This window comes from Vibrio renipiscarius (assembly GCF_000827885.1).
GTDB lineage: Bacteria > Pseudomonadota > Gammaproteobacteria > Enterobacterales > Vibrionaceae > Vibrio > Vibrio renipiscarius.
On record NZ_JTKH01000003.1, the window covers coordinates 406,595 to 432,541 of the forward strand.

General features: G+C 46.0%; 20 protein-coding genes and 1 riboswitch. Of the genes, 10 read left to right on the plus strand and 10 right to left on the minus strand.

What is annotated here, in order from left to right; genetic code table 11:
• The first annotated feature begins 1 nt into the window (after position 1).
• The 3 genes from OJ16_RS02155 (at position 2) to OJ16_RS02165 (ending at position 6,176) form a co-directional block, all read left to right on the plus strand.
• On the plus strand, positions 2 to 1,681 hold the full coding sequence (locus OJ16_RS02155) for a type I secretion system permease/ATPase (RefSeq protein ID WP_040986891.1): 1,680 nt from the start codon (positions 2 to 4) through the stop codon (positions 1,679 to 1,681).
• A complete protein-coding gene (locus OJ16_RS02160) occupies positions 1,674 to 3,023 on the plus strand; it encodes an HlyD family type I secretion periplasmic adaptor subunit (protein ID WP_040986893.1) in 1,350 nt (449 codons plus the stop codon). Before OJ16_RS02155 ends, OJ16_RS02160 begins: the two co-directional genes overlap by 8 nt.
• Positions 3,024 to 3,084: 61 nt before the next feature.
• Positions 3,085 to 3,163, plus strand: a riboswitch (cyclic di-GMP riboswitch).
• A gap of 31 nt (positions 3,164 to 3,194) precedes the next feature.
• A complete protein-coding gene (locus OJ16_RS02165) occupies positions 3,195 to 6,176 on the plus strand; it encodes a calcium-binding protein (protein ID WP_040986895.1) in 2,982 nt (993 codons plus the stop codon).
• Positions 6,177 to 6,250: 74 nt separating this feature from the next.
• Here the strand turns inward: OJ16_RS02165 and fabV are convergent, their stop codons facing one another.
• From fabV to OJ16_RS02195, 6 genes are all read right to left on the minus strand, one after another.
• Positions 6,251 to 7,453, minus strand: a complete 1,203-nt coding sequence (gene fabV, locus OJ16_RS02170) for an enoyl-ACP reductase FabV (protein ID WP_040986897.1) — start codon at positions 7,451 to 7,453, stop codon at positions 6,251 to 6,253.
• A gap of 391 nt (positions 7,454 to 7,844) precedes the next feature.
• Complete coding sequence (locus OJ16_RS02175) at positions 7,845 to 10,154, minus strand: acyl-CoA dehydrogenase (RefSeq protein ID WP_040986899.1); 2,310 nt, start codon at positions 10,152 to 10,154, stop codon at positions 7,845 to 7,847.
• Positions 10,155 to 10,404: 250 nt separating this feature from the next.
• Positions 10,405 to 11,031, minus strand: coding sequence for a TetR/AcrR family transcriptional regulator (locus tag OJ16_RS02180; RefSeq protein ID WP_040987128.1), 627 nt, complete (start codon positions 11,029 to 11,031; stop codon positions 10,405 to 10,407).
• 531 nt (positions 11,032 to 11,562) lie between these two features.
• Positions 11,563 to 11,979 (minus strand): GtrA family protein, encoded by a 417-nt coding sequence (locus OJ16_RS02185; protein ID WP_040986901.1) that lies wholly within the window; start codon positions 11,977 to 11,979, stop codon positions 11,563 to 11,565.
• Positions 11,979 to 13,397, minus strand: a complete 1,419-nt coding sequence (locus OJ16_RS02190; protein ID WP_040986903.1) for an ArnT family glycosyltransferase — start codon at positions 13,395 to 13,397, stop codon at positions 11,979 to 11,981. Before OJ16_RS02190 ends, OJ16_RS02185 begins: the two co-directional genes overlap by 1 nt.
• The gene (locus OJ16_RS02195; RefSeq protein WP_040986905.1) at positions 13,394 to 14,398 is read right to left on the minus strand and encodes a glycosyltransferase family 2 protein; all 1,005 of its coding nucleotides are present in this window, start codon (positions 14,396 to 14,398) and stop codon (positions 13,394 to 13,396) included. The genes OJ16_RS02190 and OJ16_RS02195 overlap by 4 nt, the downstream gene beginning before the upstream one ends.
• Positions 14,399 to 14,603: 205 nt before the next feature.
• On the opposite strand from OJ16_RS02195, the gene OJ16_RS02200 reads away from it, so the two are divergent.
• From OJ16_RS02200 to OJ16_RS02225, 6 genes are all read left to right on the plus strand, one after another.
• Complete coding sequence (locus OJ16_RS02200) at positions 14,604 to 15,281, plus strand: response regulator transcription factor (protein ID WP_040986907.1); 678 nt, start codon at positions 14,604 to 14,606, stop codon at positions 15,279 to 15,281.
• Positions 15,278 to 16,537: a sensor histidine kinase gene (locus OJ16_RS02205; protein WP_040986909.1), complete on the plus strand. Its 1,260-nt coding sequence runs from the start codon at positions 15,278 to 15,280 to the stop codon at positions 16,535 to 16,537. The genes OJ16_RS02200 and OJ16_RS02205 overlap by 4 nt, the downstream gene beginning before the upstream one ends.
• A gap of 174 nt (positions 16,538 to 16,711) precedes the next feature.
• The gene (locus tag OJ16_RS02210) at positions 16,712 to 17,632 is read left to right on the plus strand and encodes a pyridoxal-phosphate dependent enzyme (protein WP_040986911.1); all 921 of its coding nucleotides are present in this window, start codon (positions 16,712 to 16,714) and stop codon (positions 17,630 to 17,632) included.
• Between the two features lie 4 nt (positions 17,633 to 17,636).
• A complete protein-coding gene (locus OJ16_RS02215) occupies positions 17,637 to 17,978 on the plus strand; it encodes a DUF1496 domain-containing protein (RefSeq protein WP_052810431.1) in 342 nt (113 codons plus the stop codon).
• Positions 17,979 to 18,087: 109 nt separating this feature from the next.
• Complete coding sequence (locus tag OJ16_RS02220; RefSeq protein WP_040986912.1) at positions 18,088 to 19,062, plus strand: cytochrome-c peroxidase; 975 nt, start codon at positions 18,088 to 18,090, stop codon at positions 19,060 to 19,062.
• Complete coding sequence (locus OJ16_RS02225) at positions 19,055 to 21,400, plus strand: ATP-binding protein (protein ID WP_040986914.1); 2,346 nt, start codon at positions 19,055 to 19,057, stop codon at positions 21,398 to 21,400. The genes OJ16_RS02220 and OJ16_RS02225 overlap by 8 nt, the downstream gene beginning before the upstream one ends.
• A gap of 68 nt (positions 21,401 to 21,468) precedes the next feature.
• Here the strand turns inward: OJ16_RS02225 and OJ16_RS02230 are convergent, their stop codons facing one another.
• Together OJ16_RS02230 and OJ16_RS02235 are read right to left on the minus strand one after the other, a co-directional pair.
• Entirely contained in the window at positions 21,469 to 22,557 is a 1,089-nt protein-coding gene (locus tag OJ16_RS02230) for a hypothetical protein (RefSeq protein ID WP_052810415.1), read from the minus strand.
• A 3-nt stretch (positions 22,558 to 22,560) separates the two neighbouring features.
• Entirely contained in the window at positions 22,561 to 23,673 is a 1,113-nt protein-coding gene (locus OJ16_RS02235; protein WP_040986915.1) for an SPFH domain-containing protein, read from the minus strand.
• Positions 23,674 to 24,089: 416 nt separating this feature from the next.
• Here OJ16_RS02235 and OJ16_RS02240 point away from each other — a divergent pair, with 416 nt between their 5' ends.
• A complete protein-coding gene (locus OJ16_RS02240) occupies positions 24,090 to 24,338 on the plus strand; it encodes a hypothetical protein (RefSeq protein WP_040986917.1) in 249 nt (82 codons plus the stop codon).
• Positions 24,339 to 24,436: 98 nt separating this feature from the next.
• Here the strand turns inward: OJ16_RS02240 and arsB are convergent, their stop codons facing one another.
• Together arsB and OJ16_RS02250 are read right to left on the minus strand one after the other, a co-directional pair.
• Positions 24,437 to 25,501 (minus strand): ACR3 family arsenite efflux transporter, encoded by a 1,065-nt coding sequence (gene arsB / locus OJ16_RS02245; RefSeq protein ID WP_040986919.1) that lies wholly within the window; start codon positions 25,499 to 25,501, stop codon positions 24,437 to 24,439.
• A gap of 102 nt (positions 25,502 to 25,603) precedes the next feature.
• Entirely contained in the window at positions 25,604 to 25,942 is a 339-nt protein-coding gene (locus OJ16_RS02250) for a metalloregulator ArsR/SmtB family transcription factor (protein WP_040986921.1), read from the minus strand.
• Positions 25,943 to 25,947: the final 5 nt, after the last annotated feature.

Sequence of the window (25,947 nt, forward strand, 5' to 3'; positions counted from 1 at the left end):
TATGGAAATCAAAAAAGTCGACTGGCGTACTCTTTCGCCATTTAACAAGACGACGTTTTATACCCTAATTATTGCAGGGTTTTTTCTCAATTCTCTAATATTGGTTGTACCCATCTATAGCTTGCAGGTTTTTGATCGCGTATTAACCAGCCGAAGTCTTGATACCTTATTTTTGATCAGTGCCATCGTGCTCTTTTTGCTTATTATTCAATCCGCACTGGATATTATAAAAAATAAATATTTATATAAAAAATCGGCACAATTGGATGCGCTGGCTTCGAGTTATCTCTATCAAAACTTAATTCACGTTATGCCTAGCGATCAGGCATCACAGCAAGATATCCGTGAAATAAAAACCTTCATGGTTTCACCTGCCTTTGCATCCGCTTTCGATATGATCTGGGCGCCGTTGTTTTTAATGGTGATGTTCTTCCTCCACCCCATTATTGGCTTGGTTGGGCTTTCTGCGGTTATCGTTGTCGGCGGTTTCTCGATTTATATCTTTCGAAGCAAACACAAACAAAATACCGACGCTCAAACCGCAAGTTCAGCCTGTCGCTTTGCGGCAGAACAAGCCGTCATTCATCGCGATCACTTAAAAGCTCAATATCTGTCTGTCGGTCTTAGCCAGCAATTTCAACACATGACCGCAGAAAGAGTCTGGAATGAGCAACAGTTGGGATTAACGTCATCAGCATTGAGTTCAATCGCAAAATGTCTTCGTTTTAGTCTACAGATGGGCATCATGGCCGTTGGGGCCTGGTTGGTCATGGCCAATATGTTATCCGCTGGCGGGATCATTGCGGGATCAATTCTGATGTCTCGCGTATTGCAGCCGTTTGAACAATTAGCAAGTACCTTACAAGCATGGCAAAGCGCGCTGTCTGCAAATAAACGCGTGGCGCACTACTTCGCCCTTCAAAGTGATACCCGCCCAGAAACCACCTTTCCCGATATAAGAGGGGCACTGCACATTGACAATCTTTCTTGGTTCCCACCAAAAGCGACGCTACCGCTACTAAAGAATATTCGCTTGAAACTGGAAGCGGGTAATCGTGTGATGATCATGGGCGACAGCGGCTCAGGGAAAACGGCGCTGTGCCAATTGCTTGTCGGGTTGTATCAACCGAGCTCGGGATCGGTTCGACTCGACGGAGCGGATCTCTCACAATGGCGTGCAGAACAGCTGAAACACACCATTGGGTATGTACCACAAAAATTCGACTTCTTCCCCGGCTCCATCAAACAAAACATCGCCCACTTTGATATAGACATGAGCGATGAAAAGGTCATCTCTGCGGCAAAAGCCATCGGGGTTCATGGCGACATCATTAAACTACCTCAAGGCTACAGCACGCTGCTTGGCCCGACAGGTTTGCCTATTTCTGCTGGTTTACTGCAAGCCATCGCCATTGCACGTGCACTGTATTATCAACCAAAACTCTTGATTCTTGATGAGGCCAATGCGCATCTCGACAACACGCGGCTCAACGCACTTAAGCAATTATTGAAAACGCTCAAAGATAACGGCTCAGCCGTCATCATGATTTCTCACAACGCAGAATTGATCGCCCACGTCGATTGGGTGGTCAAACTGGACAACGGCGAAATAGCGACCGCCCATAAAGCGGAACAACTCAGTAAAGTGCGCGATATAAAACAGGCGGTATCGAATGGCTAATTCAGATTTTCATCAAATAAACCACCATGGAATTGAGTACAAAGATGCCCGTCGCTTAAGCTTTACAACGTCAACCACAAGCAAAATTGCGTTGATGATAGTGCTGACAATGCTCGTGGTTTTTGTCGTTTGGGCTGCGTTGGCTAAATTAAGTAGCGCCGCAATCGCCCCTGGCGTGATCATTGTCGAAACCAAGCGCAAACCCATTCAACATTTTGAAGGTGGCATTGTTAAAGCCATCCATGTTGCGGATGGTCAATCCGTCGAGCAAGGCGACTTACTGATCACATTAGACGATTCAAAAGCCTATGCCGAGCTTTATGGGTTACGCGCACAATGGCAAAGCGAATTGGCCCGTATTAATCGATTGCAAGCGGAGTTGGGGGATAAGAGCATGATCACTTTTGATCCACAGCTGTTGCAACAGGCTGATGAAACCTATGTGAACACCATTCTCAACACGCAGCGACAATTATTTGAAAAACGCCGCTCACTCCACAATGGCGAAGACAAAATTCTGAATGAGAAAATTGCCCAAGCGAATCTTGATTTGGAGGCATTACGTAAACGCTATCAAGCCGACGAACAGAGTCTCTTGTATCTGAACCAACAGTTAGCCATGCATGTAGAACTGCTTAAAACAGGCAATACCTCTAAATCCCGCCTATTGGATTTGAAGCGAGAATATACCGACCTCAACGGTAACCTTGCGGAACTGGATATTAAAATTAATCGCGCACAACGCGAAGTTTCCGAAGCCAGACTGCAAGACACCAATGCGGATTTTAACTACGCCAAGCAGCTTGGCGAAGAAATTCAGCAACTAGAGCGTTCTATAAACGAAACCAATCAGGCGATGAATAATGCCAGACAAGTCCTAAAGCGAATTGAAATTCGCGCTCCCCAATCGGGGATCGTGGTGGGTTTGTCGGTCTTTGCTCAGCAATCGGTGATCGCTCCGGGTGAAAAAATCATGGAGATTGTCCCACAGCATGACCAGCTCATCGTAGAAGCGTTACTTAAGCCAGAAGATATCGATGTGGTATCACTCGGCTTAGATACCGAAGTTCGCCTCAGCGCTTACAATTTTCGCCGCACACCGCCGGTGCGAGGCAAGCTGATCCATATTTCAGCCGACAGAATTACCGACCAAGCATCAGGGTCATCCGCCTACCTTGCTCAAGTGGCTCTTAATCAAGAGGATCTCGCCGCATTGCAAGGGGTAACACTCTATCCAGGAATGCCCGCCGAAGTAATGATTTTACTGAGCGAGCAAACCCCCTTGGATTATTTACTAAGCCCGCTGTCTGTGAGTGCTTATAAAGCCATGCGAGAAATTTAGCTTAGTATACCGCCGGAGTGCTCGACTTAGATTCTTAAGTCAGTATGCCTTCAATATAAAACAAGAGAAACGCCAAACCTATCGTGAGGTGGGGACGGAAAGTTACAGATCTCACGCGTTGAGATGGCTGAACTGCCTCCAATTAATCATAAGATTGATAGAGGAAATGTCATGACAGTAAAACAGGGACACCCTGATCACCTAGAAAACCGTGCAATTGCCCAAGATGCAACACCGCTTTCTATCGACTCACCGATTGACCAAATCATCGTGGATATTGACCGAATTAATGACATCGATACCCAAGATGGCAATGACATCATTATTGGCTTAGGGGGCAATGATGAGATTCATTCCAATGGCGGTCAGGATGTCATTGACGGGGGTAACGGTAACGATGTGATCGCCGCTGGCAGTGGTGAGGATTTTGTTGCAGGGGGCAATGGCCATGACCGTTTAATTGGAGAGAATGGCAACGATGTGCTCATTGGTGACAACGTTGAAAAAGCACTTTCTATCGATCCGTTGAGCGGCAAAATCGCCGTTAATTTTTGTGATGCCACGACGGTAGATTTAAGCCAAGCGACCGCCTTCAACCCAGACGGTTCTGAAGCTCAGCTCTTTGAGAACAATGGTAAATTTGGCGTTTTAGGCAACGGTGAAAGTGGTCGCGCGGGTCAAATAGGCTACAGCTTTGTAGACGAAGACCAAGAAGGCGATCGCACAGGCGCATCCGAAGTACTGTCTATTTCTGTTGATGAGCATTCTTATGCTGCACAAGTATCGATTGATAAACTGTTTAAAGATGAAGGTAAATCCGACGGTTCTAAAGTTCGCGATATCGATGAAGTCGGCGTTTGGACGGTATTACGTGAAGGGATTGTCGTCGCTCATGGTTACTTCACTGCGGGCGAGTTTGATCAAGCCACATTAGAGGCTTATGGCCTTGACCCAGCAAAAGACAATTTAAAAGTGCTGAGCGATGGTAACGGCAAATCAAATGGCATTTTTACTATCGAACCAGAAGATACTGGCTTTGTCGCGTTTGATGAAATTCAATTTTCTGCCGCCATTGGCCACTTCGATAAAAGTGGTTATGGATACTTAGATTCAAGCGACTTCTTTGTTCGTGACGTCAAAACGGTCGGGCTAGACGCCGCTCCTAACAAGCCGCAAGGTGATGAGTTAAATGGCGGCAATGATGACGATGTCCTTATCGGTGGACACGGCAAAGATCACTTAGTGGGTGATGAAAGCCACAACTTCACAGATGGCGTTAGCCTTGATTTATCCGCGGCGAGAGCGACAAACCCCGTTTCCGGATCAGGCGTTGTGAGCCAAGATATCGATGGTGTTGGCGTTGAAGGCAACCAAGAATCTGGCGTTGCTGACCAGTTAGGCCACACGTTTGACCCTGATACTTTAGAGGGGACATCAGAAACGCTAACTTACGATTTGGGTGAAGACCAATACGCCGCTCGCGTGCAAATAGATCGCTTGTTTGCTGACGAAGCGCTTGATGGCAGTAACGAAGTGGGTGTATGGCGTGTGTTTAATGACGGCCAACTTGTGGCATCGGGCTATTTTACCTCTAAAGACATCGACCAAGCCACGATGGACAGCTTTGGGATCGCGCTCACCGACAATATTAAAGTGCTCGACAATGGCACCGGCTCAATAGACGACGGCTTCTTTGATATCACACCTCAAGATACAAACGGCCAATATTTTGACCAAATTCAGTTTGCAGCAGCCGATGGAGTTTTCGATAAAAATGGCCTCGGTACATGGGACTCTAGTGATTACTTCATCAAAGACATCACGGTACTCAATACCGATTCTCTTGATGGCAGTAATCCAGAAGGCAACGACTGGCTAGATGGCGGCGCTGGCAATGATCTTTTAGAAGGCGGCTATGGCCAAGATGTCCTGATTGGCGGAACAGGCAACGACATTCTGATTGGCGATTACACACAAGCCACCGCGATAACAGCGGGTGAAAACGAAGACCTCAACCAATCGGTCGCGTTAAGCCCTGACGGCAGCCAAACAACGCTAACCGAAGACAAAAATGGCTTTGGTGTTGAGGGCAATAGCGAGAGTGGTGTCTCAAACCAAATTGGCTTCAGTTTTGTTGAAAACCCAGAGACTGGCGACATCACCGGTGAATCAGAGACACTGTGCATTTCAATCGATGAAAAAACCGCGGCGGCCGCAATTTCCGTGGACAACTTGTTTGCTGACGAGGCATTCAATGGGGCGAACGAAGTGGGTGTTTGGACAGTGTTTGAACAAGGTATTGAGGTGGCTACTGGGTATTTCACCAGCAGTGAAATCGATGATGAAACCCTTGCCACTTATGGTTTTGACCCAAAAACTGACAATATTAAGGTGCTCGAAAACGGCGACGATTGCTGCCATGGCGAGTTCACTATCTCCCCTTCTGATACCGGCAACGCGACGTTTGATGAAATTCAACTTTCTGCCGCAAAAGGAACCTTTGATAAGAGCGGTTATGGTGCGACAGATTCAAGCGATTACTACCTATCCTCAATCACCACGTACCAAAAAGATGACGTGCTATTAGGTGGTGAAGGCCACGATATTATTGCTGCCGGTCAAGGCTTTGATATTGTTGATGGCGGTGCCGGCCATGACCTTATCCATAGCAACGGTAATGATTATGTTAATGGTGGTGACGGTTTTGACGTTGTTACCGCGGGTGAAGTGAGCACTCAATTCAACGGTGAGCTCATCGATGTTGCCCAAGAAGTTAAACATGCAGTGGATTTTGAGGTCACACAAAGCTCAAAATTGCAAAATATTGAGGCGGTGGTTGGCAGCAGCCAAAATGACACCTTGTTGCTGGATCTCAATGTGGTGGCCGAATCAACACAATCATTGAATGGTCAATCATCCGATGCTTTCTTTGCCTCAAATATCGAGCACTTGGAAATCGCTAATGAGGATTTTACGCTGATGCATGCGGAAACGACCGACGCTAGCGCTTTAGATGGCGCTCTACAAGCGCACTTAGACCAGCTTGGTATGGAAGGGACCGTTTACAGCTACACATTCGCCAATGGCTCGGAAACCCTCTCGGTCTACAGTGATGTCGAGTGGGATCAGGCAGACTTCAACCTACCGGCGTAATCAACCACTATCGGTATATGCCGACAATAAAAAACCGGAGCGCAAGCTCCGGTTTCTTTTAAAGCATAAGAAGGTTAGATAGCAATAAAGTTTGCTTCAACCATTGGATTCACATCCGCTTCGTAATCAACGCCTTCAATACCAAAACCAAACAGCTTCAAGAACTCTTCTTTGTACTCAACGTAGTCAGTCAGTTCTTTTAGGTTCTCAGTGGTAATTTGTGGCCACAGTGCACTGCAGTGCTGTTGAATGTCATCGCGTAGCTCTAAGTCATCCAAACGCAGACGATTCGTATCATCGACTTCTGCCGCGCTGCCATCTTCTTTGTAAAGACGTTGGTTAAACATACGCGAGATTTGTTCAATACAACCTTCGTGCACGCCTTGCTCACGCATTTTCTTGAAGACCATTGCAATGTACAACGGCATAACCGGAATCGCAGAACTTGCTTGAGTCACAACTGACTTCAGCACAGCCACGTTTGCGCTGCCGCCCGTTGCGCCCAGTTTTGCATTCAACTCTGCCGCCGCGCGGTCAAGATCCATCTTCGCTTTACCTAACGCGCCATCCCAGTAGATAGGCCAAGTAAGCTCAGTACCAATATAGCTGTAAGCGACGGTTTTACAGCCGTCCGCCAATACGCCAGCGTCTGCTAGAGAATTGATCCACAATTCCCAATCTTCGCCGCCCATGACCGTTACGGTGTCTTGGATTTCTTGCTCTGTTGCAGGCTCTACGCTTGCTTCAATGATCATATCTTTATTCGTATCAACCGCAGTTGAAGTATAAATTTGACCGATTGGTTTAAGAGTAGAACGGATAACTTCACCCGTTTCAGGCATTTTACGCACTGGAGAAGCCAGTGAGTAAACCACCATATCAATCTGACCAAGATCTTGTTTGATCAAATCGATGGTTTTTTGTTTCGCTTCATTAGAGAAAGCATCACCATTTAGGCTTTTCGCATATAGGCCAGCTTCGCCTGCTAGTTTTTCAAATGCAGCGGAGTTATAAAAGCCTGCTGTACCTGGTTTTTTCTCAGAACCTTCTTTTTCGAAGAACACACCAATTGTTGATGCGCCACCGCCAAATGCAGCCGTGATACGAGAAGAAAGACCGTAGCCACTTGAAGAACCAATCACAAGCACACGTTTAGGTGCGTTTTTGATAGGGCCTTGTGCTTGAGTGTAAGCAATTTGTTCTTTTACGTTAGCTTCACAACCGATTGGATGTGTAGTGGTACAGATAAATCCACGAATTCTAGGTTTGATGATCATATTCAACTTCCTTTAAAAATCTCCGCTAGGATAAAAGGTTCGTCGGGAGATCGCATCTAATTTCTTAAAAATTGCCGGGAAAAGATAAGTGGTTGGAGCACTTTGCAGCAAAATGGCGGCTCTATGCCCAAACATCTTGACGATGTAGGTAGGCGACAAGCGCACAAAGCTTCTAAGCTCCGCGATGTTATTTGATGGGGTTTGAGAGTGCCGGTCAACACCGCGGCAACATCAAGTCGCACGGGACAAGTAGCGCGAGAATAGAGACAATAAGGGCACCCTTTCGGTGCCCTTCGTCTTTACGGTTCAGTTTATTGGTTTAAACGTGACCCTGTCTCATTTCGCCACCAAGCGACTATACTAGGTGCCACTAAGCAGGCACTAAACAAGACTAGGCGACACTATTGAGCTTCGTTGTCCGCTTACTTGTTCGCTTCGCTCGCTGCGGTTTATCGTGCGTACGCACTTGGCTAAGATCATGGCTAAAATGGTCGACCTGAATGGCTTTATATCGTAGCTTATCCGCCTGCAATACTTGCTCGACTTCTTGCGCGCTTAAGACACCCGCTTGCTGTGCTTGCTCTAAACGCATTTTCAAATCCCCTTTGCGAGCCACGATGCCCTCTTTGGCAGCACGATTAAGCTTACGCTCTTGGCTCTTCACGCTGTACATCGCTAGAAACGCATTTTCCATTAAGCCAACGCTGTCATCCTCATCAGCACCGATATAACAAAGGTGCGTCAAGCGATCACGGTGTGCGCCTGGGGTCATCAAACTTTCTGCGATATTCACGGTTAAATCATCACTTGGCTGTTTAAAGCGATTGCCCAACGGGAAAATGACCACTTTGAGTAAGCGACCCACGCCTTTGTGCGGGTAATTACTGAACGCGTTCTGCAACGATTGCGCCCCTTGGTAAAGACAGTGTTGAACCGCATAATGCACATAATTGAGGTCTTGCTGTTGGCGACCATCGTCTTCGTATTTTTTCAATACCGCTGATGCCATATAGAGATACGCGAGGGCATCACCCAAGCGCGCTGAAATAAGCTCTTTACGCTTGAGATCACCACCGAGTGTCAACATCGCAAAATCCGCACTCACAGCGAGTGCACGGCTCAATCGTGTTAAATCACGGTAATAAACTTGAGTTGCGCCACTCATGTCTGACTTAATAAAACGCGAGCCTGTTAATGCCGCACCAAAAGCACCAAAGGTATTTTTGCTGGCATGAGCAATATGCTTGAACAACAGTGCATCAAATTCTTCCGCCGCTTGCTTATGGTCTGGGTTGGCTGCCGCGGCCATCTCTTGCAAAACATAAGGATGACAACGCGTCGCCCCTTGACCAAAGATCATCAGATTACGCGTTAAAATATTCGCGCCTTCTACGGTGATGGCCACAGGAATACCAAGATAATGCGTGGCAAGGTAATTCATTGGCCCATCTTGAATGGCGCGACCAGAGTGAATATCCATCGAATCGTTCAGCACGGTACGTGCCATTTCTGTCATATGGTATTTGGCTATAGCGGTAACAATGCCGGGCTTTTCATCCATATCCAGTGAGGTAGTGGTCAATGTACGCGTTGCTTCCAACAGATACGTTAAACCACCAATTCGGCCAAGCGCTTCGGCCACCCCTTCAAACTTACCAATCGACATGCCAAATTGTTTACGCACATATGCATAAGCGCCAGTGGTTCTTGCCGTAAGATGCCCAATGGCCGTGCCCAACGCTGGCAACGAAATACCACGCCCTGCCGATAAACACTCCACCAGCATCCGCCAACCTTTTCCGGCGTATTCTTGTCCACCGATCAACCAGTCCATCGGAATAAAGACATCTTCGCCACGAGTTGGGCCATTCATAAATGCCAAGCCCAGTGGATCATGACGCTCACCAATTTCTACGCCGGGGTGATCCGCCGGAATTAGCGCACAAGTAATGCCAAAATCTTGTTCATCACCAATCAGGTTGTCTGGATCATACATTTTGAAAGCAAGACCCAAAACTGTCGCGACCGGCGCTAACGTGATGTAGCGTTTGTTCCAACTGATTTGAACACCAAGCACTTGCTCGCCGTTATGCTCGCCATAACACACGACGCCTTTATCAGGAATGCCCCCTGCATCTGACCCCGCTTCAGGGCCAGTAAGAGCAAAGCACGGAATGTCAGTGCCGTCCGCCAATCTTGGCAGCCAATAATCTTTTTGTTCTTGTGTACCATAATGTGTGAGTAGCTCGCCTGGCCCCAAAGAGTTTGGCACCATGACCGTCACAGCCGCACTGATACTGCGCGTAGCGATACGTGACACGATGGTGGAATTAGCCAATGATGAAAAGGCTCTTCCGCCATATTGTTTGGAAATAATGAGTGAGAAAAAACGCTCTTTACGAAGGTATTGCCACACCTCTTCTGGCAAATCACGGTCTTGTTTAATGATCTTATGATCATCAAGCATCGCCATGAGCGTGGCCAGTTCATTATCCATGAACGATTGCTCTTCCTCGGTAAGCGTCGGTTTAGGATATTGGTGCAGTTTATTAAAGTCAGGATGGCCAGAAAACAATTCGCCATCCCACCACACACTGCCCGCTTCCATCGCTTCTTTTTCCGTTTCAGAAAGCGGCGGCAAAACTTGTTTAAACAATTTGAATGCGGGATCGCTGATCCATTTTCTTCGTAGAGAGCTCATAATCCATTCCTTTTGTTCACGTTGTTGCCTTTGCAGGCCTGTTGTTATTGTTATTTCACATATCTCTGTTGCTTCATCTTGCGTCTGTTATTCCATGCTGAGCACTAGCGGGATTCCACACCCTGATTCGCCGCTTTGTATCCGTTTGTACATATCAAGTTATACGTATTAATTCATAAAAATATTCATTCATACCGTTAATCAAAAGAACGCAGCACAAGCTTCGCGAAAGCCCCTTTGATTTGCCCTATTAATCCGCCGCAACACCCGCCGCGAGATAAGGAATAAGCTCGTCCAACACGGTTTGGGCGTCAACCTCTTGTTGGTAATCATTACGCGCGATCTCCGCAAGCGCCTGACTTGATGCCATGGTAAAAACGCACGCGCCCAAGGTAAAATGTAGACGCCAAAATAAGGTTTCGCGGCTCAACTGAGGGTTCGCGGTCAGTACCGATTGGGTAAAGAGAACCAACGTTTCTTGGTAACGCGTGCTGATAAACCAGCGCAAATGACCTTGAACATCGGTATACCCACGTCCTATCAATAACATAAAGCGATTGGTGCCATTAGGGCGTACATGATTGAGTGACATCAATGGCCCTCTTAGCGCTTCAAACACCTGATTCATCGAATAATTTGGGTTGAGATTTAAGGTCAGCAGTGCGTCCGAGACTGCAGGCATGAACGCTTCTAAATATCGACCAAGTACTGCTCTAACCAAGGTTTTTTTGTCACCAAAATGATAGTTGACCGCCGCAAGGTTAACGCCAGCTTTTGAGGTAATGGTGCGCAAAGAAGTGTCATTGAAACCTTGCTCTGCAAACAGAGCTTCTGCGACATCCAGAATTTTCTCTTTGGTGTTTTGCTTTGCGGTCATTTCAATCATCCGTATTAAACGCCTGTTTGAAAATATACACACCAAAAACAACCTTAACAAGTGGTTAACATCACATTTTATAATACTGGTTAGACCAGAAAGAATGCGAGCGAAACTAACTCTCTGAAAACAGATAGAAAGAAAAATTGAAATATTTTTAAAATTTTTTGGAACTGAATCGAAAACGGTCGGTCTGAATAAGTGTAGAGAGCAAAGAGTATGAGTTTAACTGGCCGTCGAGCTCACCTTTTTACTGAAGTATTGGTTACTGAAGTATTTATTGCTGAAAGATTTTTACGCTGCTTTTCCTTATTAACTCCTAATTCATATTATATGTATCCGCCCAGAGCCTTATTGCTCTGGGTTTTTTTTATGTCTGAACATCGCTCAAAAGCATCCTATCTTGAATCGCAATCTGAATAGCCGCAATCAAGATAAGCCCTTATCCAAAGCTTTCCGCGACAAAGCCCTAAAAGTAATGCCCTAGAATCAATAGGTAAGATTGATACTGAAGACGAATATTGCTGAGTATTAAGCTCGAGACGAAGTAAACACGAAACGAGAACTCAATAAGTAATTACTCACCATTCCAGCGCCAATGCCACTCACCAGAGCCAAAAAAGGGAAAGCCCCCTGATCACCAAAAATAAAAAGCACGGTTTGAAAAACAGCAAAATTAGGCATCGCCGATATCAAAGCGCACCCTAAAAATTTCATCCACTGCTTAAGGTGGCCAGCCGCTTCTCCTTGGCTGGCCAATATTTGAAAAGTAAAACAACGATTACCCAACCAAGTGGCGGAAGCTGCGCAAAAAAAGGCCACACTTCTCGCCACTAACAGCGGCATCGAAAAACCATAAACACAAAGGGTAAACAGACTTGCATCGACGATAAACCCAATACCGCCGACCAGCGCAAATTTCACCATCCGGTGATGAAAGAAGGCCATTACACGGGCGGCCGACAGCGATAGAGGCTCCGTTTGCTCTTGGCAGTATATTCAATCACGCAGTTGAGTTTCAGATCTTCAACCAAAGGCTTGATATCTCGCTGCTTTCCGATCAATTGAAACTGCTTCATCGCCATTAAATCGGTCTCACCATCCCATTTCATTGCTTTCCCTGCACTGTAAAACTGCCCTGAGAATGGACGTTTCCCCACATAGTAGGTCTCGATAGATAAATCAGCCCGTGTCAGAATCACCTTATCACTTCGCTTGTTGCCAACCCCATAATGAATCACGCCAAGCGCGATAATGAGCAATAACGGCGTAAGACCGGCCAATCCTTTAAACCACTTGGGATCATGCTCAACATCTTGCAATAAAATAGCGATAATGATCGCCAATGCCGGCACGCCAGGCAGCACATAAGCAGGTAAAATATTGCCCGAAAATGTAAACAGAACCAAAGGTGATAGCATCCAACACGTGGCAAAACTGAGTACGCGACGGTATTGATTAAACGCGGTTTGGTTTTCGTTGTTTCGTCTGTTTTTTATTTTCCAACCGACTAAAATCGGCAAAACCAAGGACCACGGTGCGGCAGAATAAAGCCAAAAGAGCCAAATCATCCCTCTTGGCTCATCATGAGCCGATCCGTAAAGATCCCCTTCCCACCCGCTGACAACAAAGCGCTTAAAGTGCTCACCGACAATGAAATAGTCGATAAATCCTGGGGTCGCGCGTTCTGCTAATACATACCAAGGCAGCGCAATAATAAGCATCAATAAGGTGCCCGTGACGAGCGGGAAGCGACGCCAAAGCGTCATCAATGCGCCTTTTAAACCATGCTGCATGATCAGCCATGGCACCACCGCTAAACCGACCAATACAATCACTAAAGGCCCTTTGGCCAGCAAACCGATCGCCAAGCCAATAAAACCGAGATACCCCCAACCGCGTTGTCCCTGCCAGCAAAAATAGAAACCGACCATCGCAAGAGTCATGCCGAGAGTCAGCGCCATATCGGTCATCACGGCGCCTGCCGCAATGGAAAACACACCACAACTGGCTAACACCACCGACGCAACCAACGCATTGAGATTCAAACGCTTAGCATAGTAGGCAATCAATACCATCACGAATACGCCCGCAAGCCAGTGGGGAAAACGAACCGCAAATTCATTCACGCCAAACACTTCTATGCCCACTGCGCTCATCCAAGTAAACAGCGGCGGCTTCCCCCAAAACGGCACGCCATAATCAAATTGAGGCGTTAACCAATTGCCCGTATCAATCATTAAGCGAGCCATCTCGCCATAGCGGGCCTCGGTCGTATCCATCAATGGATAAGCCCCAAGAGAAATAAGACGAACGACTAATGCCGCGCCCAAGATTGCCCATAAATGTACTCGATTAAAACTCACGCGCGCTTCTCCATCGCTCTAAACACCATTACTGCGGGCTTTTCTTTGATTGATTGAACTAAGTACAACGGCCTTTGTTTGGTTTCGATGAATATCCGCCCGATGTATTCGCCCAACAGGCCAATACTCAATAACTGGATGCCGCCCAATGCCAGCTGTACCACCATTAATGATGGGTAGCCCGCCGTAAGATCGCCCCACAGCATGGTTTTCAGCACAATGACCACACCATAAAAAAACGCGCTGGCTGCAATCAAGGCGCCCGCAAACGTCGCCAAACGCAGAGGACGAATAGAGAATGAGGTGATCCCATCCATTGCCAACCCCAATAGTTTGAGGTAGTTCCATTTGGTTTCCCCACAAAAGCGCGCATCACGGTCAAACGTTAAGGTGGTTTGATTAAAGCCCGGCCATGAGAAAATCCCTTTCATGTACCGATTACGTTCAGGAAGGCGATTAATATGATCCACCACCCGGCGACTCAACAAACGAAAATCACCGACATTTTCCGGAATAGTCGATTTCACTAAGGTATTGAGCAAGCGATAAAACGCGGCGGCGGACAAGCGCTTAAACCAACTTTCTCCGTGACGATGTGCGCGTTGCATATTGACGACATCAAAGCCCTCTCGCCACAACGCCACCATTTGTGGAATCAGCTCCGGCGGATCTTGTAAGTCTGCATCAATCAGCACCATCGCTTCACCACGACTGTATTCCAAGCCCGCGCTCATGGCCGACTCTTTACCAAAATTTCGACTTAACGAGAGACTACGGACAATGCTACTGGTTGATTGGAAGTTCTCGACAATGTGCAGGCTGTTATCACGACTGCCATCGTCTACGTAAACAATTTCACAGCGTTCCTCCATGTTGTCTAATACCGCCACAAGGCGTTCATGAAGTTTTGGCAATACCTCCGCTTCATTAAAATACGGCACAATAACCGATAAGGTGATTGAAGATTCGGTAGACTGGGGAGTGGACGTAATCAGATCCATAAACGATCCTCGCTTGAATTATTCATGCTGCAACTCGTTTGAGTTGTGCGCTTTAAAATGCAATGCGGAAATTTTATGATCGTGGTTGTCGAAAGAATGTTATTGACGTTTTTTTCACATCATTTGTGTTGCTATAGTGTTTGATAACATGGCGCTATCTATGATGTTTACAAGCTCGACTTTTTGCCGGGCATTTAGGTGATAAATGAATAAAGTTTTGTTAGTTGAAGATAATCGCGAAGTTGCCGGCATTTTGTTTGATTACTTTGAATGCCTCGGTATGGAACTCGACTACGCCGACAACGGCGAGCTTGGTTTGCAATTGGCGTTGGCTGGCAATTTTGACATCATTATTCTCGATTTGATGCTACCCCGCATGGATGGCCTCACCGTTTGTAACAAATTACGTGATGCGGGCAATACGACGCCTATCCTGATGCTGACTGCATTAGATAACCGTGAGGATATGCTAAATGGATTTAGCCATGGCGCGGATGACTATTTAACCAAGCCATTCGATCTTGAGATACTTGAAGCGCGAATGCAGGCTTTAATGAAACGTTACCGAGGCAAAGTGGCTTCATGTAACATCGTATTTGGCCCGTTGACTATTGATCAGAAAATACGTCAAGCCTACCGAGAACAAAAGCGACTCGCGTTGAATCCAACCACTTACGCGCTCTTAGAAATTCTGGCACTGAAAGCCCCAGAGGTGGTCACTCGCCAGGAAATTACCCAACAATTGTGGCAAGACGAAGAACCCAATAACGATGTGCTACGCAGTCACATCTATCAATTGCGTGCTCAACTTGATAAACCCTTCAATCAGGCGATGTTAGTGACCGTACCAAAAATTGGCTTCCGTTTAGAGCTCCCTCAATGATCCGTCGATTGAGCAGTACCCGATCACTGACAAGCCGATTAGCGTATTTCTTTGTTGGTATTTCAGTCGCCATGGGATTCGTCACATTTATCGTATTTTCGGTGGCGTTACACTGGTCAGAAGATCGTGTGGGCGAGCGTCGCATCTTGCTGGATAAAGACATTGCGATCGATCGATTTATCGCTGGTGAAGAGGGAAAAATTAAAATCGATGTTTTGACGACTGCCTATAACGACGTCTTATTGTTACCTGAATCCTATCGCCGCTATTTAGAGAATGAGGACCGTTTTCTCGGGGAAATTGAATTCGATCATTACCCTGACTCCCGCATGGTTTACAAAGGCTATTACACCCTTAATGGCCAAGTCAAAGACGTGGTATTGCTCTCAACCATCGACAACGTAGAGTTCAGTTTAGAAGAGGTTGTTTACTCAGGCATTATTGTGGTTTTTATTGTCTCGCTACTGATGTTTTTATTTGGCACGTTACTATACCGCTTATCAATACGGTTGATTGAGCCACTCAATGGTATTGCCGATCAACTCGCACATCAAACTGGCAATAGCGAAAGCGCCTTTACCATCAGCAATGAAGCTGCGGAAGAATTTCAAGTACTGACGCAACGACTTAACCAATACCGTACTGATCTCAATCTCGCACTCAAACGCGAGCAAGCTTTTGCGCGTTATGCCAGCCACGAATTAAGAACGCCTTTGACCGTTTTGAAAGGTGCTGGAACACTGCTGGCACGGACAGAGCAACCTGAGTTTAATCAGCGCCAAATTACCCGAATAAAAAATGCCACCAATCAAATGAGTACGATGGTGGATGCCCTGCTCGGCTTAGTTCGCTATGAACGCAATACTGAGGATACGCCACTGCGTATCATCACCGAAAATGAACTGCAAAGCATCGTGATTGATAATTCCTCACAAGCCATGGAGAAAGATCTCAACATCCATCTGGTTATTGACGCATTGCCACACGTGCAAGCCACACAGCCGGTGATGAATATGATTATTGGTAATTTAATCCGCAATGCGATCGCAGCCTCTGCTGAGGGTGAAATCTCCATTCACGTCACAGACAAGATGATCGAAATTACAGACGATGGCCCTGGTTTAAACAACCAGCCAAATCAAGATGGTCATGGCTTGGGTTTATTGATTGTCGATGACTTGAGTCGTCGCTATCAATGGCGTTTTCGATTGTATAATCACGCCACGCGAGGTTGTGTGGCCAGCATTACATTCTGATCCTGGCACGTGACTCTCGACCTTCCGTACCTGCACCTTGCGAGCCTGCAACTAGCGTGCTCCCTTCTGGTAGTGATGCGATAACGAGCACAATCCACACTGATCATTTACAGCGTTTTGAGCGTGGCTAGGGTATGATTATGCATGCCTTAGACCTTGCTCATAGAACGACAAATGAAGCTTTCCGACACGCCAATCACGCAACATCAATTCGCCAATATCGATTTCTACCTCAAACGCGATGACCAATTGCATCCCCAGTTTAGCGGCAACAAAGCCCGCAAATTCATGGCGTTATTAGAACAAGATTACCCTCAGATCGATACTTTGATTGGCTATGGCAGCGCGCAAGCCAATTCTCTTTATTCGATGGCAGCATTAGCGGAGATAAAAGGCTGGCAGTTGGAATTTTATGTTGACCGTATTCCAACTTGGTTATCAGATTGCCCTATTGGCAACTATCGCGGTGCTTTAGCGCTGGGCGCTCATGTCATTCCCACCGCCCAAAGCGACTTGCACCCGAATGATTACATCGCACAAATTCGACAACCCGATGAACGCTGCTTGGTTGTTCCTGAAGGTGGCCGTTGTTCATTAGCAGAGTATGGCGTTCAACAACTCGCGTTAGAAATTTTAGATTGGACCCAGCAGCAAGCGAACAAGCAATGGGTTGTTGCCCTCCCCTCAGGAACGGGAACCACCGCTTTGTTTCTGCATAAAACGCTCGCAAAGCATGGCATTGAAGTGCTGACTTGTGCTTGTGTGGGTGGAAAAGACTACCTGACAGAGCAATTCCATCAATTGGGTGAAACGAGCCATCCGACGATTTTAGAACTTGAAAGCAAGCATCATTTTGGCAAGTTGTATCCGCGTGACTATGAGGTATGGCAGCAGTTACAAGCTGAGACAGAAGTGACGTTTGATTTACTCTACGATCCGATGATGTGGCAGTGTCTATTAAACTGGTCCCCCCATCATTCTGACAAGACGCTGATTTACATCCATCAAGGTGGCCTGTTGGGTAATGAAAGTATGCTGCCTCGCTATAAACGAAAATATGGAGAATCCAATGACCGACAGCTCAATGACCGATAGTCTAATGGCGCACATCCCTAAACAGCACAATTTTCGGGCACGATTGCCGCTATGCTTTTTCTTCGTGTTGTATACGTTTTCGATTGCCCAGGCGAGCGCAAGCAGCGAAATAAAACGTTATTCAACACCCAGTAAAGCTGCCGTCATCGTTGATGGCTCGGCATTAAACCAACGCGTTTGCTACTATCAAGATCATGCCTATTCGCTCGGAGCTGTTATCGAAGTGGGCAACACCATAATACGTTGTGGGGAAGCGAACGAGTTTGAAACCAATGGGCACTTGAAATGGGTAACGCTGCCCGCAACGCCCCATCAACGTAAGGATAAACATCAGGATCCATCGTAAGAAGTATTTTTTGTTTGCCTGTTACCTTCCAGGGGCGAGCCGTTAGAATTGAAACTCACAGAAATGCAACTAAACGCATAATAAAAACATGACGGTTTAGTAGGCAAAGATGAGATTCGAAACATGGATAGTCGCGCTCTTTATTTGTTCTCCCTTAACGATGGCGCAAGAGCAACACGCCTCTGATACACCTCAGTTCGACAGTCTTTTACTGGTAGAGCCGATACCGCAATATGTCGAGATCAATCGTGATATTGCAAAACTAGGCTGGGTACTATTTAACGACCCTAACCTCTCCTCCAATCAAGCAATCAGCTGTCAATCCTGCCACGACCTCACCACCAATGGTGCAGAAACGACCCGTGTATCCACAGGCGTCAACGGGATTGGCCTGCGCAATTCCCTCACCGTCTTCAATTCCTCACTGAATTATCGTTTTTTTTGGGACGGCCGATCGAACACATTAGAAGATCAAATCAACGGCCCCATTACCAATCCCCTTGAGATGGATTCTGATTGGCCGCAGGTAGAGCGCTATGTTTCACGCTCAGCGCAATACCAACAACTCTTCCTGTCAGCAAACGATCTGACTATCTCGAGTGACAATATTCGCTTGGCTCTGGCGGAATTTATGCGCAGCTTGCAAACCCCTAATTCCACGTTTGATCTTTTCTTACAGGGGGATGAGTTCGCACTATCTGAGCAAGAAAAACGAGGGTGGGACACCTTCCAATCTATTGGTTGTGTGCAGTGCCATCAAGGCCCAAACATTGGCGGAAACATGATGCAAAAATTTGGTTACTTTAGTGAAATCAATATATTGCAAGACACTGGCAAACACCTTGTTACCGAGGAAGACCAGGATAAATTTTACTTCCGTGTGGCTAGCCTTCGTAATGTGGCTCAAACCGCACCTTATTTTCATGATGGTCGAACCCCAACACTCGAAGCTGCGATCAGAATCATGGCAAAAGGTCAGTTAGGAATCGCAATGGAGAATGACACCGTCGCGGATATAGAGGCTTTTCTTCGCACCTTAAGTGCACCAAGGCCCGCCATTTTAGAGGAGTTCGAAAATGAATAGCCAAAAGGTCACAATCTTATTTTTCTCCTCTGTCATTATCGCATTGTTTACACTGGCATATATGAGCTACAAAAATAGTCGTCACATTGAGGGCATTCTCACCGAAGTCACTCATGTGGGGCATAAATTACTTGGGCATCGAGATTCCATTTTAAATTACCAATATCAAGAATCCCGACAGCATTTCAAGTTCACCCAACAAATCACCGACATTGAAAAAGAAGCAAAACAAATGCTCCTTGATGGGCAGAAAAGCCCTTGGCCCTCCATTAGCCAAAACATCAAAAAAGCCAATAGTGAACTGACACAATTTGATGAAAAATTACGCCAGAGTACCAGCATGCTCGATATGCTCGTGGGCATTCAAGTGGCACGAAAGTACGCCTACCTCACACTAGAATCCCTTTTTCAAGAAACCCTAACTAACCGAGGATCATCTGATCTTGAATGGCATTTTATCGATTTCATGAATCAACATTTACTCAATGAGAACATTGCCCACCCGCAAATAAAACAATTTGCTGTTCAATTACGTCTCATTGATAAACGTAGAATTCCATTGCGCAAAGAATTGCTTGATGAACACAATTATGAATTCATTGAACAGACAGAAATGCAAATTCGAGATCTCAGCCACCGAGAACTCAATAACGCTTTAAGCTATTGTTTGGTAGCGGGTTCTCTATTAATTTTCATGTTCGCGATACAAGGGTATTTACGCTTTGTCCATTTAAAAGCGCTCAACCAAGAAATGGCGAGCATCTCTGAAAAAGCAGTGAATGCAGCGAAAGCCAAATCACAATTTCTTGCCACAATGAGCCATGAGTTGCGAACGCCAATGAACGGCGTTTTAGGGATAGCCCAAATTATTGCCGGGGAAACCAAAGAAAACGCGACACAAAAAAACATCAACATCATCCTCAATTCTGGGCAACACCTCATGACGGTGCTAAATGATATTCTCGATTTTTCAAAGATAGAGGAAAACAAATTAGAGCTAGAGGCCGTGAACTTTCATCTTAATCAGGTACTCGATCCTGTCATTAGTGCCATTACTCCGCTCGCCGAAGAAAAGAATCTGCAACTCAACGTCGATAATGCAACACCCAGCCATATGTTTTTTATTGGTGACAGCGCAAGACTGCGCCAAATTATGTTTAACCTTGCAGGCAATGCCATCAAGTTTACTTCCAGTGGGACAATCACCATTAAGGCTAGCGTGGATAATCAAACACCCGCCAATCTAGTCCTCAGCGTCGCCGATACCGGAATAGGCATACCAGAGCACAAGCATGACGCGATTTTTTCCTCATTTGAGCAAGCAGACGCCTCAACTACCCGTGAATTTGGCGGAAGTGGACTGGGCTTGGCTATCGTGAAAAAATTGACCGAACTTATGCAAGGGAAAATCACCTTAACCAGTACTGAGCATGTGGGGAGCACATTTACGCTGACGTTACCTCTCCCGATTGGAGAAAAAGAAATCATGGCGACGCAGACTCAAGTGCCCGCCCCTCAAGCCCGTTTGCGCCCGCTAAAAATATTGCTCGCGGAAGATAACCGAGTTAACGCAATCGTCGCCAAAGGCTTTTGCAGCAAACTCGGCCATCACGTTGAAATTGCAGAAAATGGAAAAATCGCCACTCAAAAAGCGGCGAACAATCACTATGATTTGATACTGATGGACAATCATATGCCAGAGATGAATGGCATAGAAGCAACACATTATTTACGCCATACCCTCGGTTTAAAGACCTTAATTTTTGCCTACACTGCCGATGTTTTTCGTGAAGCCCATGACAATTTTATTACTGCCGGAGCCGATCACGTTCTTACTAAGCCGCTGCAAAAAGAGAGCTTTTATGATGCGATCAATAATTTTAGCCATCGCATTGAACAAGAAAAAGACGTCAATCCAGTCGATTCTAACGTGGTGTACTTACACAGAGAAAACGTTCGAGACTTAAGGCTAACGGAAGAAGAGCTTTCCAAAAGCGCATTATTGCGAGAGGTCAAAGAAGATACCGATGTCTACCACAGCTTGGTCCACTCTCTCGTTGAAGACTTTGAAAAGAACATTGATGAGTTAATTGAAGGCTTTGACGCCGCAGACATCGAACAGTTGGGGCAAACTCTGCATTGCTTAAAAGGGATCGCGCTTAATTTACAGTTAGATCACTTGGCGACGCTGACCATAGAAATTGAACAACAAGTCCGCGCCAATAAAATACCGAGTATTGAGAACTTCCAAAAACTGATCAATCGACTCAGTGTCAACGTTCACCAAGGTAAAAGAGTCATTGAAACCACTCCGGATGTGGATGCTCAGAATGGCTAACCGCTGAAAACCGTTCCGCGACGATAAATAGCCGTCCACCAGCGGCTATTTATCGTTTAACAGCGCGGTTACTTACCAATTTGTTCATAGCAATATACGATGGCGGCCGCCATACCTAGAACCATCAAAGCAGCAAAAGCGACTTTAAATGGGCTTTTCGGATATTCGCCATTCACCTCACCGGTCTGGGCATTCACCAACACTTGGTAGACTTTATTTTTATAGCGATAAGATGAAACCCAAATAGGCAAAATCAAATGCTTGAACGTCGCATTTGAATAGACCGACTGTGACTCGCTAATGATCTGCTTATCCCCGCCAATTTCACGCTCAATCGTCTCTTTAATTCTCTCTTGCATGCGTATTTTGGCGTCGACATAACCTTCTTTGATATTCACTTGATACGTTTCCGCTTGATAACCTTGCAAATAGTGGTCGTTGTAATCGACAATCCTTGCGAGGTTCCATGGTTCTAACTTGTGCAGTAGTTCTTTCTCTACCGAGCGCGTGGCAGGGATCAAAACATCATCAAAATTTTGCGCCACAGAACCAGACACGTAGACCCAACGGGTTTTATGCTCCGATTTGGTCTCTGTTGAACCATCAGCCTTCGTTACGGTAACCGACTCTTGATAGTTCGTGCCTTTTTGGCCGAGATAATCGGTGACGGTATCGCAATCGTAAGTCCAATACGGAATATAAATACCTTGGAATCGCTCTGCCTTGCCCGCGTGTTTTTTCAAATCATTCGGGGCCAAACTGAGTTTTTTAACCCAAACACCAAAATGGCGAATGGCCTCATCACGCTTAATCTGAAAAGGAATAATACCTTGTGGTTTTACTCGCTTGTGGTTTTCCATTCGAGAGAGAACCAATGGCGTATCACAAAAGGCACAATGTGTCGCTTTCACTTCACTGCCAAACTCGGTGGCCGCACCACAGCTATCACATTGCACGGTTAATGCTTCTATTTGCTCATGGCACTCGCTAAAGTTATCCAAGTAGGCGTCAAGATCCAATTCTTCATTCGCCGCTCTTTTCACCGAAGCGTGTTCTATCTCCATCTCGTGTTCGCAATGGGCACAAATCAGTGTTGTGGTTCCCGGCTCATAAGACAAATCTGACGAACAGTTTAAACATTTAACATCAACTAACATGATCTACGCTCCTGGAATTGGCGGCGGAGTCGCCTGGAAAAAGCCCTGTAACTCACTGACTTCAGATACTTTTGTCCAGCTTGCCATGCCTTGCTTCCAAACTAATGAGTGTGGCTGAATACGACCATCCATCGCTTGCTGCTGAATCGCATCGATAGAGAAAGGGCCCGTTTGCTTGCCATCAATAGCAACAAAGTAGACCGATTGTGGGAGCGGCGGCGGAGCGGCGTGTTGCGAAGCGGGTTGAGCGTGTGTGTTTACCGGATTCATCGATTGCGCCATTTGCTGCGCCATCGCAAATCCCATTCCCATTTCCATTCCCGCATTCGCAGTGCCGTCACCATTACTTGCCGCGGCCTCAAGAGCTTCGGCCGCTTGGTATTGGGTGTACTGATTTAGATTACCAATAATGCCCATCGAAGAGCGCTTATCTAACGCTTCTTCGACTTCTGCTGGCAATGAGATGTTTTCAACAAGGAATTTCTCCAACGTCAGGCCATAGGTGGCGAAATCGAGGTTCATCTTTTGTTGCATTAGCAGGGCAAATTCATCGTAATTTGCGGCCATATCCAACACAGGCAAGCCGCTTTCTGCGACAGCATCGGTAAAGCGAGACACCGCCATTGTGCGCAGTTGCCCTTGGATATTCTCTATCTGGAAACAGCCATCAGTACCCACGACTTGCTCAAGAAGCTTTAAAGGTTCATCGACTCGAATATCATAATTACCGAACGCTCGGATACGAATAGGACCAAATTCTGGGTCTCTGAGAAGAATGGGATTTCTCGTTCCCCATTTATTGTCCGTAAAAAGACGCATGCTGATGAAGTAAACTTCCGCTTTAAACGGAGAGTTAAAGCCGTGTTTCCAACCTTTAAGCGTACTCAGAATCGGGAGATTGGCGGTGGTGAGAGAATACATGCCCGGTTCAAAGACATCAGCAATCTGCCCTTCATTGACAAAAATGGCCACCTGTCCCTGACGAACGGTCAGCTGAGCACCATTTTTAATTTCGTTTTGGTAGCGCTCAAAACGCCACACCAAGGTGTTGTGTGTATCATCAATCCATTCGACGATATCGACAAACTCACCGACAATTTTATTCCAAAATCCCATATCCGCTTCCCTGAAGATCTAACCCAAAAAAATGACTAATTTTGTTAGCCATTGATTTATAAGGCTAGAATTATCCTTAACTCAGGTAAGGGTAACAAGAGCAGACCGCGAGACTCTTCAATAGGCGAGCATCTCAACGTTATTCCTTCGATACAGTTCAACTATTCCAATACAACACACAGCCTCGATACAACAAAATGGGCTATCGCATTGTTTTGATCTTAATGCATGACCACCAACTTTTCAGTCATGCATTAATGCTCTGATACCGATGTTACTTTCATCAATGGTGTTGAGCGTCACGATAGAATTGTATAGATTTCATAAGCCATGATAGATAAAATATCGCACCTAATTTTTAGTACTGATTTCCCGCTGAGCGTTATTAAGAGAAATCAGTAAAACGAGACGATGCCATGATTAACGACGAAAGAATTATTGAAACCTTAGACGAGCTAGATGCCTTTCTACTTACGGCAGAAAGTGGTGTATTGGGCCTACAAAACGTAGCAGGTGTGGCATTGGCAACACACAATGGCAGCGGCCGTCGTTTTGTTGCAATACTCGATGACCAAAACCAACTGTTGCTAGGCCGTTGGGTGAGTGAAGACGTATTTAAAAACGGTCAAGATCTTGTGCGTAACGGCAGCAAACGCAGCCGATAAGCCTCAAAAAGGCGAACAACATGCATAAAAAAGCCCGCGATTTATTGCGGGCTTTTTACTCTACGCAGCACGGCATTGGTGCCCGTTATTTCAATTATTTACGCGTAATATTTGCGTTTCATTCTTAACGCAACGTTGACCAAAGCAATCAAAACTGGGACTTCAACCAGAGGCCCAATCACCCCCACAAACGCTTGGTCCGAATTCAAACCAAATACCGCGATAGAGACCGCGATCGCCAACTCAAAGTTGTTCCCTGACGATGTAAACGCAATCGACGCATTTTGGTCATACGGAATACCTAATCGTTTCCCGATATAGAAACTCGCGAAAAACATCACCATGAAGTAGATCACCAATGGAATCGCAACTCGCACGACATCCATCGGTAGCTCAATGATCATTTCACCTTTCAAGCTAAACATCAGAACAATCGTCGCTAACAAGGCAATCAGAGTGATTGGCGATATTCTTGGAATAAACACCTCGTTATACCATTGCGCTCCTTTTGCTGCGACCAACCATTTACGACTTAAGAACCCAGCCAAGAAAGGGATACCGAGGTAGATAAAGACACTTTCAGCAATATCAAGCATGGTAATGTCAACCACCAGACCTTCAAGCCCAAAATACGGCGGTAATACAGTAATAAACAACCACGCCATAAAGCTGTAAGTGATGATTTGGAATCCACTATTGAGGGCAACGAGTGCTGCACCATATTCTTTGTTGCCGCCACTGATATCATTCCAAACCAGCACCATCGCAATACAACGCGCAAGGCCGATTAGAATCAACCCCACCATGTATCCCGGTTGATCGCGCAAGAAAATAATCGCCAACGCAAACATCAAAATAGGACCGACAATCCAGTTCATCACCAGCGAAAGCGTCACCGCTCTTTTATCTCGAGTGACTTGACCTAGTAGGCTGTAATCTACTTTTGCTAATGGTGGGTACATCATTAAAATCAAGCCAATCGCGAGCGGAATGTTTGTTGAGCCCACAGACATGCTTTCATTCCACTCAGCGACTTGTGGAAAGAAGACCCCGATCCCCACACCAACTGCCATCGCGAGGAAAATCCACACCGTTAAATAACGGTCAAGAAAACTCATTTTTTGAGAAGCATCGGCCTGCGCGCAACTTTTGGCATTACTCATAGAAACCTCTTACGTTTTAGTTTGTTCGATTTTTAGAGATTTGTTTCGTCTCTATATAATCTTGAATAAATACATGGCATACCGCTTGGTAAGTTGACCGAACTACGCACCATTATCTGTGCATGATTGACCATTCATCACCTTCAACTCTGATTCGATCAGTGAGCGATTATTGATTAGCGTTATTTCTAGGATTTGCTTTATCCAGGGCGCAAGATCGGGATGGAGACGATAGTAAACCCACTTACCACGACGCTCACCCAGCACGAGATTTTGTTTTCGTAACTCCGCAAGATGACGAGAAACCTTCGGTTGGCTCAACGCTAGCGCATCCATCAAACTACAGACACACAACTCCCCTTCGCTTTGCATGAGCAATAAAGATTTAAGCCGAGTTTCCTCAGACAGCGCTTTATATAAAAAAACAGAATTAGACGACATTTGGC

Bases quoted from the DNA above. Each gene is read 5' to 3' on its own strand.
- OJ16_RS02155 (WP_040986891.1), top strand. From the start codon at position 2: ATGGAAATCAAAAAAGTCGACTGGCGTACTCTTTCGCCATTTAACAAG.
- OJ16_RS02160 (WP_040986893.1), top strand. From the start codon at position 1,674: ATGGCTAATTCAGATTTTCATCAAATAAACCACCATGGAATTGAGTAC.
- OJ16_RS02165 (WP_040986895.1), top strand. From the start codon at position 3,195: ATGACAGTAAAACAGGGACACCCTGATCACCTAGAAAACCGTGCAATT.
- fabV (WP_040986897.1), bottom strand. From the start codon at position 7,453: ATGATCATCAAACCTAGAATTCGTGGATTTATCTGTACCACTACACAT.
- OJ16_RS02175 (WP_040986899.1), bottom strand. From the start codon at position 10,154: ATGAGCTCTCTACGAAGAAAATGGATCAGCGATCCCGCATTCAAATTG.
- OJ16_RS02180 (WP_040987128.1), bottom strand. From the start codon at position 11,031: ATGACCGCAAAGCAAAACACCAAAGAGAAAATTCTGGATGTCGCAGAA.
- OJ16_RS02185 (WP_040986901.1), bottom strand. From the start codon at position 11,979: ATGGCCTTCTTTCATCACCGGATGGTGAAATTTGCGCTGGTCGGCGGT.
- OJ16_RS02195 (WP_040986905.1), bottom strand. From the start codon at position 14,398: ATGGATCTGATTACGTCCACTCCCCAGTCTACCGAATCTTCAATCACC.
- OJ16_RS02200 (WP_040986907.1), top strand. From the start codon at position 14,604: ATGAATAAAGTTTTGTTAGTTGAAGATAATCGCGAAGTTGCCGGCATT.
- OJ16_RS02205 (WP_040986909.1), top strand. From the start codon at position 15,278: ATGATCCGTCGATTGAGCAGTACCCGATCACTGACAAGCCGATTAGCG.
- OJ16_RS02210 (WP_040986911.1), top strand. From the start codon at position 16,712: ATGAAGCTTTCCGACACGCCAATCACGCAACATCAATTCGCCAATATC.
- OJ16_RS02215 (WP_052810431.1), top strand. From the start codon at position 17,637: ATGGCGCACATCCCTAAACAGCACAATTTTCGGGCACGATTGCCGCTA.
- OJ16_RS02220 (WP_040986912.1), top strand. From the start codon at position 18,088: ATGAGATTCGAAACATGGATAGTCGCGCTCTTTATTTGTTCTCCCTTA.
- OJ16_RS02225 (WP_040986914.1), top strand. From the start codon at position 19,055: ATGAATAGCCAAAAGGTCACAATCTTATTTTTCTCCTCTGTCATTATC.
- OJ16_RS02230 (WP_052810415.1), bottom strand. From the start codon at position 22,557: ATGTTAGTTGATGTTAAATGTTTAAACTGTTCGTCAGATTTGTCTTAT.
- OJ16_RS02235 (WP_040986915.1), bottom strand. From the start codon at position 23,673: ATGGGATTTTGGAATAAAATTGTCGGTGAGTTTGTCGATATCGTCGAA.
- OJ16_RS02240 (WP_040986917.1), top strand. From the start codon at position 24,090: ATGATTAACGACGAAAGAATTATTGAAACCTTAGACGAGCTAGATGCC.
- arsB (WP_040986919.1), bottom strand. From the start codon at position 25,501: ATGAGTAATGCCAAAAGTTGCGCGCAGGCCGATGCTTCTCAAAAAATG.
- OJ16_RS02250 (WP_040986921.1), bottom strand. From the start codon at position 25,942: ATGTCGTCTAATTCTGTTTTTTTATATAAAGCGCTGTCTGAGGAAACT.